At 73.5% G+C, this 12,593-nt stretch carries 10 protein-coding genes; 4 read left to right on the forward strand and 6 right to left on the reverse strand.

Annotated elements, in window-relative coordinates; translation table 11 throughout:
- Window positions 1–31: 31 nt before the first annotated feature.
- Complete coding sequence (locus tag C1N81_RS14620; RefSeq protein ID WP_394429249.1) at window positions 32–469, reverse strand: ATP-binding protein; 438 nt, start codon at window positions 467–469, stop codon at window positions 32–34.
- Window positions 470–733: 264 nt separating this feature from the next.
- On the opposite strand from C1N81_RS14620, the gene C1N81_RS14625 reads away from it, so the two are divergent.
- Window positions 734–3,799, forward strand: coding sequence for an alpha-mannosidase (locus C1N81_RS14625; RefSeq protein ID WP_394429250.1), 3,066 nt, complete (start codon window positions 734–736; stop codon window positions 3,797–3,799).
- Window positions 3,800–3,809: 10 nt separating this feature from the next.
- Here the strand turns inward: C1N81_RS14625 and C1N81_RS14630 are convergent, their stop codons facing one another.
- The 3 genes from C1N81_RS14630 to C1N81_RS14640 all read right to left on the reverse strand — a co-directional run bounded on the left by C1N81_RS14630 (window position 3,810) and on the right by C1N81_RS14640 (window position 7,889).
- On the reverse strand, window positions 3,810–5,555 hold the full coding sequence (locus C1N81_RS14630; protein WP_394429251.1) for a pyruvate dehydrogenase: 1,746 nt from the start codon (window positions 5,553–5,555) through the stop codon (window positions 3,810–3,812).
- A gap of 133 nt (window positions 5,556–5,688) precedes the next feature.
- On the reverse strand, window positions 5,689–7,368 hold the full coding sequence (locus tag C1N81_RS14635) for a protein phosphatase 2C domain-containing protein (protein WP_394429252.1): 1,680 nt from the start codon (window positions 7,366–7,368) through the stop codon (window positions 5,689–5,691).
- 119 nt (window positions 7,369–7,487) lie between these two features.
- The gene (locus tag C1N81_RS14640; RefSeq protein WP_394429253.1) at window positions 7,488–7,889 is read right to left on the reverse strand and encodes a hypothetical protein; all 402 of its coding nucleotides are present in this window, start codon (window positions 7,887–7,889) and stop codon (window positions 7,488–7,490) included.
- A gap of 274 nt (window positions 7,890–8,163) precedes the next feature.
- Here C1N81_RS14640 and C1N81_RS14645 point away from each other — a divergent pair, with 274 nt between their 5' ends.
- The 3 genes from C1N81_RS14645 to C1N81_RS14655 all read left to right on the forward strand — a co-directional run bounded on the left by C1N81_RS14645 (window position 8,164) and on the right by C1N81_RS14655 (window position 10,568).
- Window positions 8,164–9,144, forward strand: coding sequence for a helix-turn-helix transcriptional regulator (locus tag C1N81_RS14645; protein ID WP_394429254.1), 981 nt, complete (start codon window positions 8,164–8,166; stop codon window positions 9,142–9,144).
- 149 nt (window positions 9,145–9,293) lie between these two features.
- Entirely contained in the window at window positions 9,294–9,776 is a 483-nt protein-coding gene (locus C1N81_RS14650) for a DUF456 domain-containing protein (protein ID WP_394429255.1), read from the forward strand.
- Window positions 9,777–9,839: 63 nt separating this feature from the next.
- Window positions 9,840–10,568, forward strand: a complete 729-nt coding sequence (locus C1N81_RS14655; protein ID WP_394429256.1) for a 4'-phosphopantetheinyl transferase family protein — start codon at window positions 9,840–9,842, stop codon at window positions 10,566–10,568.
- On the opposite strand, the gene C1N81_RS14660 is transcribed toward C1N81_RS14655, so the two are convergent.
- Both C1N81_RS14660 and C1N81_RS14665 read right to left on the reverse strand, forming a co-directional pair.
- A complete protein-coding gene (locus tag C1N81_RS14660; protein ID WP_394429257.1) occupies window positions 10,502–11,029 on the reverse strand; it encodes a methylated-DNA--[protein]-cysteine S-methyltransferase in 528 nt (175 codons plus the stop codon). The genes C1N81_RS14655 and C1N81_RS14660 overlap by 67 nt on opposite strands.
- A complete protein-coding gene (locus C1N81_RS14665) occupies window positions 11,026–12,429 on the reverse strand; it encodes a bifunctional transcriptional activator/DNA repair enzyme AdaA (protein WP_394437956.1) in 1,404 nt (467 codons plus the stop codon). Before C1N81_RS14665 ends, C1N81_RS14660 begins: the two co-directional genes overlap by 4 nt.
- Between the last annotated feature and the right edge of the window lie 164 nt (window positions 12,430–12,593).

The following is a 12,593-nucleotide window of genomic DNA, read 5'->3' on the forward strand; positions in this document are numbered from 1 at the left end:
AGGACACGGTGGCGCCGTCGTGACGATGGGGTCACGCGGTGCCGCCGTCCAGCTCGAACCACACCACCTTTCCCGCGCTGCCCGCGCCGAGCATCATGACCCCCCAGGCGTCCGCGAGGGACTGCACCAGGAACAGCCCCCTGCCGTTCGTACCGTCGTCGGCGATCGGTACGCGCAGCCGCGGTTTGCGCGAGGTGTCGTCGCGGACCTCGACGCGCAGGCCGCGCGGGCCCACCGTCGCCGTCAGTTCCGCGTCGCGGTCGGTGTGCACGAGGGCGTTGGTGACCAGCTCGCTGGTGAGCAGCTCGGCGATCTCCGATCTGCCCGGGATGCCCCACTGCCGCAGAAGCTCACGCAGGGCCCGCCGGGTCTCCGGTACGGCCCGCAGATCCGCCTTGCCCAGCATGCGCTTGAGCTGTTTCGTCGGTCCGTCCCCTTGTGCCGCACCGTCGGTATCTGATTTCTTCATGCGTGTCCTGGGGACTCCGGTCGCTGCCGGGCCCACCCCTGTTGCCTGCCGTCTCATGACCCCCGCCCACACGCCGATCCCGATGCCTCTCTCGCTCTGGATTCGTTGCTGCTCGGCCTGTCTGTCGAACGCGTACACGGGGATGCATGCCCATTGGGCATGTCCGCACTCTTGTTGATTCGTCGACGGCCCACGGGTGTCCACGGGCCGCGCGGGGAAGGAAGCACGGGACTCCCGCAGGACGAGTAGCGACAAGGAGCCGCCGTGCACGACGACCGACACCTCGTGGAGGGCCGACTCGAACGGGCGATGCGCCAGTTCGTACGCCCGGCGCAGTACGCGGAGCGGACACCGCTGAAACTGAGCGTCTGGCACGCGCCGGGCGAGCCCGTGCCCGTGGCCGAGGCTCTGGCGGGGACGTACGAGAGCTTCGCGTGCGACACCGCGTGGGGCGCGCCCTGGTCGACCAGCTGGTTCCGCATCGAGGGGCGGGTACCCGAGGAGTGGGCGGGCCGGCGCGTGGAAGTGGTGCTGGACCCGGGCTTCACCGGGGACGGGCCCGGTTTCCAGGCGGAGGGGCTGCTCTACGACGCCGAGGGCGTCCCCCTCAAGGGCATCCACCCGCGCAACCGTCATCTGACGGTCGCGGCGCCCGCGACCGGCGGCGAACCGGTGCACCTGCTCCTTGAGGCGGCGGCCAACCCGGCGGTCCTGCGCGACTTCGAACCGACGCCTCTCGGTGACGTGCTGACCGCCGGGGACCGCCCCGTCTACCGATTCCGCTCTGCCGACCTGGCCGTACTCGACGAGGACGTGTGGCACCTCGTCCTCGACGTCGAGGTGCTGTCCGAGCTGATGCGGGAACTGGACGCGGAGCGGGCCGCGCGCCACGACATCCTGCGGGCCCTGGAGCGGATGCTCGACGTACTGGACCTGCACGACGTGTCCGGGACGGCGGCGACGGCCCGCGCCGAACTGGCCGACGTCCTCTCCCGCCCGGCGCACGCCAGCTCGCACCGGGTCTCGGCGGCCGGGCACGCGCACATCGACTCGGCGTGGCTGTGGCCGCTGCGCGAGACCGTCCGCAAGGCGTCCCGCACGTTCGCCAACGTCACGGCGCTCGCCCAGGACTACCCGGAGCTGGTCTTCGCCTGCTCGCAGGCGCAGCAGTACGCGTGGGTGAAGGAGCACCAGCCGCACATCTGGGAGCGCATCAAGAAGGCGGTCGCGGACGGCACGTGGGCGCCGGTCGGCTCGATGTGGGTGGAGTCGGACGCGAACATGCCGGGCGGTGAGGCGCTGGCCCGGCAGTTGGTGCACGGCAAGCGGTTCTTCCGGGACGAGCTGGGCGTGGAGACGGAGGAGATCTGGCTGCCGGACTCCTTCGGCTACACCGCCGCCTTCCCGCAGCTGGCGAAGCTGGCGGGCGCCCGCTGGTTCCTCACGCAGAAGCTGAGCTGGAACCAGACGAACAAGATGCCGCACCACACGTTCTGGTGGGAGGGCATCGACGGCACGCGCGTGTTCACGCACTTCCCGCCGGTGGACACCTACAACGCGCAGTTCCACGCGAGTGAACTGGCGCACGCGGAACGGAACTTCGCGGAGAAGGGCGGCGCCTCGCGCTCCCTCGTCCCGTTCGGCTGGGGCGACGGCGGCGGCGGTCCGACGCGCGAGATGCTGGAGAAGGCGCGCCGCCTGCGCTCCCTGGAGGGCTCCCCGCGCGTGGAGATCGAGAAGCCGTCGAAGTTCTTCGAGGCGGCGTACGCGGAGTACGGGGCGAAGGCGCCGGTGTGGTCCGGGGAGCTGTACCTGGAGATGCACCGGGCGACGTACACGACGCAGGCGAAGACGAAACGGGGCAACCGGCGCTCCGAACACGCTCTGCGCGAGGCCGAGTTGTGGTGCACGGCGGCGGCGCTGCGCGACCCCTCGTACGCGTACCCCTACGACGCGCTCGACCGCCTGTGGAAGACGGTGCTGCTGCACCAGTTCCACGACATCCTGCCGGGGTCGTCCATCGCGTGGGTGCACCGGGAGGCGCGCGACACGTACGCGCGGGTGCTCGCGGAGCTGGACGGGATCACGGCGGAGGCGGTACGCCGCGCGGGCGGCGAGGGGCCGCCCTCCGTACTGAACGCCTCGCCGTACCCGCGCGGTGAAGTAGTCGCGCACGGCGGGGCATTGGTCCACGTACAGGTCGACGGGCTCGGCACCCGGAGCCTCGACGAGGCCGCCGGGCACACGCGCGGTCCCGGCGCGCACGCCGCCGCGACGCGCGAGTCCGACGCCATCGTGCTCGCCAACGAGCATCTGGCCGTGACGGTCGACAGCGACGGACTGCTCACCTCCGTGAAGGACCTGGCCCATGAAGGCCGTGAGGTCCTCGCGCCGGGGACCCGCGGCAACCTGCTCCAGCTGCACCCCGACCACCCCACCCAGTACGACGCCTGGGACCTGGACGCGCACTACCGGCACACCCGCACCGACCTCACGGACGCCGAATCGGTGGAGCTGGTCGAGGACGGGCCGCTGCGGGTCTCCGTCCGCGTCACCCGCGCCTTCGGGAAGTCGCGGATCACGCAGGAGTACCGGCTCGCGGCGGGCAGCCGCCGTCTGGAGGTCGTCACCGACATCGACTGGCAGGAGTCGGAGAAGGTGCTGAAGGCGGCGTTCCCGCTCGACGTGCACGCGGAGCGGTCGGCGGCGGAGATCCAGTTCGGGCACGTGCACCGGCCGACGCACGCCAACACCGGCTGGGACGCCGCCCGTTACGAGATCTGCGCGCACCGCTGGCTGCGGGTGGCCGAGGAGGAGTACGGCGTCGCCCTGCTCAACGACTCGACGTACGGGCACGACGTGACCCGGACGCCGCACGCGCAGGGGCTCGGCACGACCGTGCGCCTGACCCTGCTCCGCGCGCCCCACTCCCCCGACCCGGAGACCGACCTCGGCACGCACCGGTTCACGTACGCGCTGCTGCCCGGCGCGACGACGGGCGACGCGGTGGCCGAGGGGCTCGCGCTCAACCTGCCGCTGCGGGTCGCGGAGGCGGGTGCGGTGGCACCGCTCGTCACCGTCGACAATCCGGCGGTGACGATCGAGTCGGTGAAGCTGGCCGAGGACCGCGGCGGGGACGTGGTGGTGCGGCTCTACGAGTCCCGGGGCGGGCGCGCGGCGGCGACCCTGACGGCGTCGTTCCCGGTGGCGGGCGCCGACGAGACGGACCTCCTGGAACGGGCGCTGAAGCCGGCGGACACGTCGGCGACGGGGCTCGCCCTGTCCTTGCGCCCGTTCCAGATCCTGACGCTGCGGTTGCGTCCCGTGTGATCCGTACGGGTTACGGGCGCGGGACGTTGCGGAGGTTCGAGCGGGCCATCTGCACCATGCGGCCGACCCCGCCGTCGAGGACGATCTTGGAGGCGGAGAGCGCGAAGCCGGTCACCATGTCGGCGCTGATCTTCGGCGGGATGGAGAGGGCGTTCGGGTCGGTGACGATGTCGACGAGCGCCGGGCCCTTGTGCTTGAAGGCGTCCTTCAGGGCGCCTTCGAGCTGCTTGGGCTTCTCGACGCGGACGCCGTAGGCGCCGGCCGCGCGGGCCACGGCGGCGAAGTCGGGGTTGGTGTTCGTCGTCCCGTACGAGGGGAGGCCGCCGACCAGCATCTCCAGCTCGACCATGCCGAGGGAGGAATTGTTGAACAGGACGATCTTCACCGGCAGGTCGTACTGGACGAGGGTCAGGAAGTCGCCCATCAGCATCGAGAAGCCGCCGTCGCCCGACATCGAGATGACCTGGCGGCGGCGGTCGGTGAACTGGGCGCCGATCGCCATCGGCAGCGCGTTGGCCATCGAGCCGTGCGAGAAGGAGCCGATGACGCGGCGGCGGCCGTTGGGCGAGATGTAGCGGGCGGCCCACACGTTGCACATGCCGGTGTCGACGGTGAAGACGGCGTCGTCGTCGGCGATCTCGTCGAGGACCGAGGCGACGTACTCGGGGTGGATCGGGACGTGCTTGTCGACCTTCCGCGTGTACGCCTTCACGACGCCTTCCAGCGCGTCGGCGTGCTTCTTCAGCATCTTGTCGAGGAAGCGGCGGCTCTTCTTCGCCTTCACGCGCGGCGTCAGGCAGCGCAGCGTCTCGCGCACGTCGCCCCAAACCGCGAGGTCCAGCTTGGAGCGGCGGCCGAGGTGCTCGGGGCGCACGTCGACCTGGACGATCTTGACGTCCTTCTGCGGCAGGAACGCGTTGTACGGGAAGTCGGTGCCGAGCAGGATCAGCAGGTCGCACTCGTGGGTGGCCTCGTAGGCGGCGCCGTAGCCGAGCAGGCCGCTCATGCCGACGTCGTACGGGTTGTCGTACTGGATCCACTCCTTGCCGCGCAGGGCGTGGCCGACCGGGGACTTGAGCTTCTCGGCGAACTCCATGACCTCCGCGTGCGCGCCCGCGGTGCCGCTGCCGCAGAACAGGGTGACCTTGTCGGCCGCGTCGATCATCTTGACCAGCTGGTCGATCTCCGCGTCGCCGGGGCGGATGCTCGGCCGGGACGTGACCAGGGCGGTCTCCGTGCCCTGGTCGGGGGCCTCCTCGCCCGCGATGTCACCGGGCAGCGTGACGACACTGACACCGGACTGGCCGACCGCGTTCTGGATCGCCGTGTGCAGGACGCGCGGCATCTGCTTCGAGCTGGAGATCATCTCGCAGTAGTGCGAACACTCCTGGAAGAGCCGGTCGGGGTGGGTCTCCTGGAAGTAGCCGAGGCCAATCTCGCTGGACGGGATGTGCGAGGCGAGCGCGAGGACCGGGGCCATCGAGCGGTGGGCGTCGTAGAGGCCGTTGATCAGGTGCAGGTTGCCGGGGCCGCAGGAGCCCGCGCAGGCGGTCATCTTGCCGGTGATCTGCGCCTCGGCGCCCGCCGCGAAGGCGGCCGTCTCCTCGTGGCGGACGTGCACCCAGTCGATGGCGCTGTTGCGGCGGACGGCGTCGACGACCGGGTTCAGGCTGTCGCCGACGACGCCGTACATGCGCTGGACGCCCGCGCGGACGAGGATGTCGACGAACTGTTCGGCGACGTTCTGCTTGGCCATGGCGAGGAGCCCCTTACGAACCGATGGAGTGGCTGGTGCGACTGCTTCTGCTGTTTTCGTTGCTGCCGGTGCTGCTGTTGTTGCTGATGCCCATCGGTTCCATGAATTCACAGGGGAGGCGGTTGCGCCTGCGCTATCCCTCCCAGACGGCCGCCGCGGTGCGGTCGTCGGCGTAGCCCTTGACGCGGACCTGGGTGTCCGCCAGGAACGCGGCCAGGCCCGGGGGTTCGTGCCCCGCCCACCGCCGCGCCAGGTGCCGGCCGAGGTCCGGCTCGCCGCGCAGGGGCTCGGCGAGACCCGCCGTGCAGAGCAGGAGGGTGTCACCCGGCCGGGCTACGGAGGCGCGGAACCGGAACGGGTCGCGGGGCGGTTCCGGGGCGGGCTCGTACGGGCTGGGCGGCGTGGTGATGCCCAGGTCCATGGTGAGCCGGTCGCCCTCCGGCGTCTGCGCCGGGGCCGATGCGGGCAGCGCCCCGTACCCGACCACCGGCGCGCCCCGCTGCTCCGGGACGTCGGGCTCCAGGTCCTGCCACTCCCCGTCCCTGAGCCGGAACAGGCCGCCGCTGCCGACGCCGAAGAACACGCGGGTGCGGCAGGCCGGGTCGGCGGGCATCAACAGGCAGCGCAGGTCCGCCGCGTACTCCTCCGGGTCGAGGCCCTGCTCCGCCGCGCCCGCCCGCAGCTTGCCGAGGCTGCGGTCGGTCAGCCGGTGCAGCCCCGACTTCAGGTCCCCGCGCCGCCCCGCCCTGATGTCCTCGGCGAGCCGCGCGTGGCTGAGCCCCACGGCCCGGCCGATCCACTCACAGGCGTCGGCGGCGGCGCGGTGCGCCCCGGGGGTGGCGCGGGCCCCGGTCGCCATGGCGACCAGGACGAGCGCGCCCGGCCCACTCCCGAACCGGGCCGTCAGCAGACTGTCCCGCCGCGGCTCGCCCCGGTACCGCGCGGAGTCTCCCCGCACGGAGGCGCTCCGCACCACCCAGCTCCCGTACCGCGCCCCGTCGAGCACGGTGTCGGCGACCAGATCCTCCAACTCCTCGGGATCGGCGAGAGGCAGAGCGGTGGGCTCGGCGTCATAGGTCGGGGGCCCGTCCCCCACGTGCCGGACGACGCCGTCGGGGGGCCGGGGCGGCGCGCTGGGCGGCTCGGCCGGATAGGCGCGGGGTGGGGCAGGCGGTTCGGCCGGATAGGCACGGGGTGGCGCCTGCGGCTCGGCCGGATAGGTGGCGGGGGGCGCAGGCGGTGGGCCCGGGGGCTCGGAGAAGCCGGGACGCGGCTCCGTACCCTGCGCATCGGCCCCGGTGGGGCGCGGTGGTTCGGCCGGGTAGGCACGGGGCTTGAAGCCCGGTGGTTCGGGCGCTGGGGGCTTGAAACCCGGTGGCTCGGGCGCCGGGGGCTTGAAACCCGGTGGCTCGGGCGCCGGGGGCTTGAGACCCGGTGGCTCGGGCGCCGGGGGCTTGAAACCCGGTGGCTCGGGCGCCGCAGGGCCGCTTCCGGCCTGCGCGGGGTCGGAGGGGGTCTCCTGGCCGGTGGGACCGGGTCCCTCGGGGCTGCCCGCCTCGGCGGGGCCGAAGATCACCCCGGGCCCGTCCGCCCCGCCCCCGCCTCTCGGGGGCTGCGCCGGCACCCCCCGGGGAGGTGGCACCGGGTCCGGCGGAGCCGCTACCGCCTCGGCCATCGTGAAGTGGGCGTCCAGGGAATCCGGCGTCGGGGTCGGACCCGTGTCGTCGGCGGCGGCGGCGTCCTCGTACAGCTGACTCCACCAGTCGTCCTCCTGGGCCGGGCGACGGGTGGGCCTCTCCCCCTGCTGGCTCATGTCCTCATTGTCCACCGCACCGCCCGTGCGAAAACGGGGCATGGGGAAAAAGGTCCGCCGGGCGACCCCACCCCCCACGGGAAGGACGCCCGGCGAACCGGTTCAGGTGAGCAGTCGAACTAGCGCACGTCGTACGCCCGAGCGACTGTCGGGGTGACGGAGTTGCCGCGGGAGTCGGTCAACCGGACCCGGAGGGTGACCTGTCCACCGGAGGCGTCCGCGTGGTGCGGCGTCGCCGCCCGGGGCGTCAGCGCGCCGAGGCTGTAGCCCGCGTGCCCCGTCGCCGTCGGGCCAATCCGCCGGCCGTCCGCCGCGACGGCCGTCTTGGCGGCGACGGCCGCCGACGCGGTGGCGGTTCCGGTCGGCGGTCGGCGGTCGGCGGTCGGACGGAGCCGGCCGGGGCGCTCCCCTCCTGTGCCCCGGCCGGAGCTGCTGCGGTGACGGCCGGGACGGCGGCGACGGCCGCCTCCAGCGCCGTCCGCATGCGCGGACGCGCTGTCGGGCGTGTGGCCCTGTCCCATGGCCTTCCCCCCCAAGCGGTCCCCATGGCCGTCCCCCATGCCGTCCCCGTGGCCTTCCCCAAGCCGTCCCCCATGAAAAGCGCAGGTGAATACCGCCCAAAGGGCATATTCCCGGCGGATGTTGCTGCTGCGGTGGCGCCACCTTGGCAGAGTGACGGGTGGTACAGGGAAAATGGCCACGGCGGGTTTGTGCCGTGGCTGGTTCCCGCCACGTCCCCCACCACGGGGCTGAGGCGTGGACCGGCCGTGAACTGAGTGGGAGGGACATCGCCGCATGCTGGGTGCGATAGGTCTGGACGAGGTGCACGAGACGGCGTACCGCGCCCTGGTGTCGGTGGGCGCGGCCGATGTGTCGGACCTCGCCCGGCGCCTGACGCTCGCGGAGTACGACGCCGAGACCACCCTGCGCCTCCTCGAACGGCACGGCCTCGCGGCCCAGTCGTCGGCGCGGCCCGGCCGCTGGGTGGCCGCCCCGCCGGGCGTCGCCCTCGGCGCGCTGCTCACCCAGCGCCGCCACGAGCTGGAGAAGGCCGAGCTGGCGGCGGCGCTGCTCGCCGAGGAGTACCGGGCGCAGGCCGCCGAACCGGCCGTGCACGACCTGGTCGAGGTGGTGACGGGCGCGGCGGCCGTCTCGCAGAGGTTCCTGCAGATCCAGCTGGGCGCGACCGCGCAGGTCTGCGCCCTTGTCACCGGCAACCCGGTCGCGGTGACCGGCATGGAGAACGAGGCGGAGCCGCAGGCCGTCAGCCGCGGCGTCGACTACCGCGTCGTCATCGAGCGCGAGGTGCTCGCCCTGCCGTTCGGGCTGACCGAGCTGTCGGCGGCGATCGGCCGGGACGAACAGGTCCGCGTCATGGACCGGGTACCGACGAAGCTGGTGATCGCCGACGGCACGCTCGCCCTCGTACCGCTGACCTCGCGGACGTCGGAACCGGCCGCGCTCGTCGTGCACGCCAGCGGGCTCCTCGAATCGCTGACCGGCCTCTTCGAGGCGGTGTGGCGGCAGGCGCTGCCGCTGCGGCTCGGGGAGGGCGGCCGGGTGGAGGAGGCGGAGAGCGACGGCCCCGACGGCACCGACCTGGAGATCCTCTCCCTGCTCCTCGCCGGGCTCACGGACGTCAGCGTGGCCAAGCAGCTCGATCTGGGCCTGCGGACGGTGCAGCGCCGCGTGAAGCGCCTGATGGAACTGGCCGGGGTGACGACGCGACTGCAGCTGGGCTGGCACGCGTACGAGAAGGGCTGGGTGTCGCGCTGACACCCCCGTACTCCGGGGTGAGAGCGGGGCGGGTCGTCGCGCTGACGACCCCACAGCCCCGCGTACGAGCGGGGCCCGGTGGGCCACGGACGACCCCGTGCCCGCACGTCTGAACTGCGCGTTCCCGGCGTCTGAGGGACCCTTGGCCCATGGGAGCGTGGGAACTCCTGCTGGTCGGGGCTGTGCTGGCGCTCGGCCTGTGCGGGGTGCTGGTGCCGGGGGTGCCCGGTTCGTGGCTGGTGTGGGCCGCCGTCGCCGTCTGGGCGCTGCGCGACCCGAACGGCCTGGCCTGGGGTGTCCTCGTCGGCGCGACCATCGCCCTGCTCGCCTCCCAGGTGCTGCGCTGGCAGCTGCCGCCGCGACGGCTGCGGCAGGCGGGGGCGACGCGCGGGCTCGCGATCTGGGCGGGCGTCTGCGCGCTCATCGGCTTCTGCGTGGTGCCGGTGATCGGCGCGATCCCCGGGTTCGTCGGCGGCATCTACGTCTTCGAACGCCGCCGCCTCGGCAGCCACGGGGACGCCGTCGCCTCCACCCGGACGGCGATGCGCGCGGGCGGCTCCAGCGTCCTCGCCGAGCTGTTCACGTGCCTGCTGATCGTCGGGGCCTGGGCCGGGGCGCTGATCTGGGGCTGAACCGGTCCCGTCCGCGCCCGCGGCGGAGGTTACCCTCGTCCCACGCCGAGCCGAGCTGGGGACGTGACCTGGGTGGACCTGAACCATGTACGAGAACTGCCGGCCCAGGGGGGCGTCGGCCTGTGGCTGGTGCGGACGGACGCGGGCGACGGCGACGGGACCGGCGTCCTGGACGCGGGCGAGCAGCGGCGCGCCGCCGCGTTCGCCTTCGACCGGCACCGGCTGCGGTACGTGAACGCGCACGTGGCGCTGCGCGGCATCCTCGCCGGGCAGCTGGGCCGCACCCCCGCCGCCCTGCGCTTCGTCAGCGAACCCTGCCCCGGATGCGGTGAGCCGCACGGCCGCCCCGCACTCGCGGACGCACCCTCTGACGTGCACTTCTCCCTCTCCCACAGCGGCGACCTCGCCCTGGTGGCGCTCGCCGCGACACCGGTCGGCGCGGACGTGGAGGAGCTGACGCCCGCGACGGTCGCCGACGAGCTGACAGCGGTCCTGCACCCGCGCGAGCGGGCCGAACTGGCCGCGCTGTCCGACCCGTCGGAGCGCGGCCGGGCCACCTCCCGCGCCTGGGTCCGCAAAGAGGCGTACCTCAAGGGCATCGGCACGGGCCTGTCCCGCGCCACGGACCTCGACTACGTCGGGACGCTGCCGGACGCGCCCGGCGCGCCGGACGGCTGGTCGGTGCGGGACGTGCCGGTGCCGGAGGGGTACGCGGCGGCGATCGCCTACAAGGAGCCTCTCCCGGAGCCGCCCGCCGACCCCTGCAAGGAGCCTTCCAGGGTGAGGAGCTGAACCTTGCGCTCCAGGCCGCCCGCGTAGCCGGTCAGGGCCCCCGTCGCGCCGATCACCCGGTGGCAGGGGCGGACGACGAGCAGCGGATTGGCGCCGATCGCGCCGCCGACGGCCCGCACGCCGACGCCCGAGGCGCCGACGCGGGCGGCGAGAGCGCCGTAGGAGGTGGTGGCGCCGTACGGCACTGCGTCCAGCGCGTCCCAGACACGCCGCCGGAACTCGGTGCCCCCGGGCCGCAGCGGAAGGTCGAACTCCTTGAGGTCACCGGCGAAGTAGGCGGCGAGCTGGCGGGCGGTCTCGGCGAACGGGCCCGGGTCGGACACGTGGGTGTCCTCAATGCCGGCAACGGTCCGTCCGCCCTTCTGGCCGGGCACCGACAGGGAGGTGAGGGCGCCGTCGGCGTCGGCGGTCAGCAGCAGGTCGCCGAGGGGGCTGCGGAGGCTGGTGTAGTAACAGGTCACGACTGTCCTTCTGCGGCGGTTTCCAGGGTGAGGTGCTGTCGGGCGTACGAGCGCCAGGGGCGCCACGCATCGGCGGCGGCGAACCCGTCGCCGGGCACGGCCACGTCCGGGTCGCCGAGGGCACGCAGCCTGATCAGTGCGGCGGTACGGGCGTCCATGCCCGGCAGGGACCGCAGCGCCTGCTCGGCGTCGTCGCGGTCGGCGCCCGGGTCGAGGACGAGGGTGCCGTCCGTGAGCGCGCGGGCGAGGGCGCCGAGCGTGCCCGGTTCGTCGGCGAGCGCGTCCGGCGCGGGGAAGAGACGGTGCAGCGTGCCGCACGGGGCGTCGAGCCGCTTCCCGTACCGCCCGACGAGCCGCGCGGCCTCGGCCGGGCCCGCGACGATCCGCACCGCCAGCTCCTCCGGGTCGGCGGCGCCGGGCGAACGCAGCCCCGGGCGTGCCGCGACCAGCGGGGCGAGCCGCGGGTCGGCGCCGAGTCGCTCGTCGATCGCGTACGGGTCGGCGTCCAGGTCGAACAGGCGCCGGAGGCGGCCCACCGCCGTGGTCAGGTCCCGCAGGTCGGTCAGGTGGATCCGGGCGTCCAGCCAGCCGCCGAGGTGCTCGGCACGCGCCCCGGACTGCTCGTGGACCGCCTCGTCGACGGAGACGATCCCGGTGCCGTACGGGAGCCGCAGCGTGCGCCGGAACATGCGGTGCCCCGGGACTCCGGCCAGCTCCTCGACACCGCCGAGCGCGCGGCGCCCGAGGAGGTCGAAGACGGGTCCGGCCCGATACGGGCCCCGGTGGGCCAGACGCAGCGGGATTCCGGCGGTGGCGGCGACGGCGCGGCGGTCCTCGGAGCGGGCGGGCGCGTCCGCGCGCAGCTGTGTCGGTGTGCGGGCGTAGACCTCGCGGACCGTGTCGTTGAACTGCCGGACACTCGCGAACCCCGCCGCGAAGGCGATCTCCGTGACCGGGAGGGGGGTCGTCTGGAGCAGCACCCGTGCGGTGTGGGCGCGTTGTGCGCGGGCCAGCGCGACGGGGCCCGCGCCCACCTCCGCCGTGAGCTGGCGCTGCACCTGGCGTGCGCTGTACCCGAGCCGGGTGGCGAGGCCGCCGACGCCCTCGCGGTCCACGACGCCGTCGCCGATGAGGCGCATCGCGCGGCCCACGACGTCGGCGCGGACGTTCCACTCGGCCGAGCCGGGTACGGCGTCGGGCCTGCACCTTCGGCAGGCCCGGAACCCCGAGCCCTGCGCCGCGGCGGCTGTGGCGTAGTACCGCACGTTCTGCCGTTTCGGGGTCACCGCGGGGCAGCTCGGGCGGCAATAGATGCCCGTGGTCTCGACGGCGAAGAAGAACTCCCCGTCGAACCGGGCGTCCCGGCTGCGGACTGCTTCGTAACGGGTGTCTGCATCGATCGGCACGCTTCCAGTGTGCGGGGGGCGACGTGTGCCGTCTGGCGGTTATCGGACGTGGCCCTCCGGGGGAGGGGGGCCGAGCGTCTGCCGGGTTGATGCCGCATCACGACTGCGGCCCGGTGGGGGCTGGCCGCGCAGTTCCCCGCGCCCCTGAGAGGCGCACT

The sequence above is a fragment of the Streptomyces sp. SGAir0957 genome, from assembly GCF_043523415.1.

Bases quoted from the DNA above. Each gene is read 5' to 3' on its own strand.
- C1N81_RS14620 (WP_394429249.1), bottom strand. From the start codon at position 469: ATGAAGAAATCAGATACCGACGGTGCGGCACAAGGGGACGGACCGACG.
- C1N81_RS14630 (WP_394429251.1), bottom strand. From the start codon at position 5,555: ATGGCCAAGCAGAACGTCGCCGAACAGTTCGTCGACATCCTCGTCCGC.
- C1N81_RS14635 (WP_394429252.1), bottom strand. From the start codon at position 7,368: ATGAGCCAGCAGGGGGAGAGGCCCACCCGTCGCCCGGCCCAGGAGGAC.
- C1N81_RS14640 (WP_394429253.1), bottom strand. From the start codon at position 7,889: ATGGGACAGGGCCACACGCCCGACAGCGCGTCCGCGCATGCGGACGGC.
- C1N81_RS14645 (WP_394429254.1), top strand. From the start codon at position 8,164: ATGCTGGGTGCGATAGGTCTGGACGAGGTGCACGAGACGGCGTACCGC.
- C1N81_RS14650 (WP_394429255.1), top strand. From the start codon at position 9,294: ATGGGAGCGTGGGAACTCCTGCTGGTCGGGGCTGTGCTGGCGCTCGGC.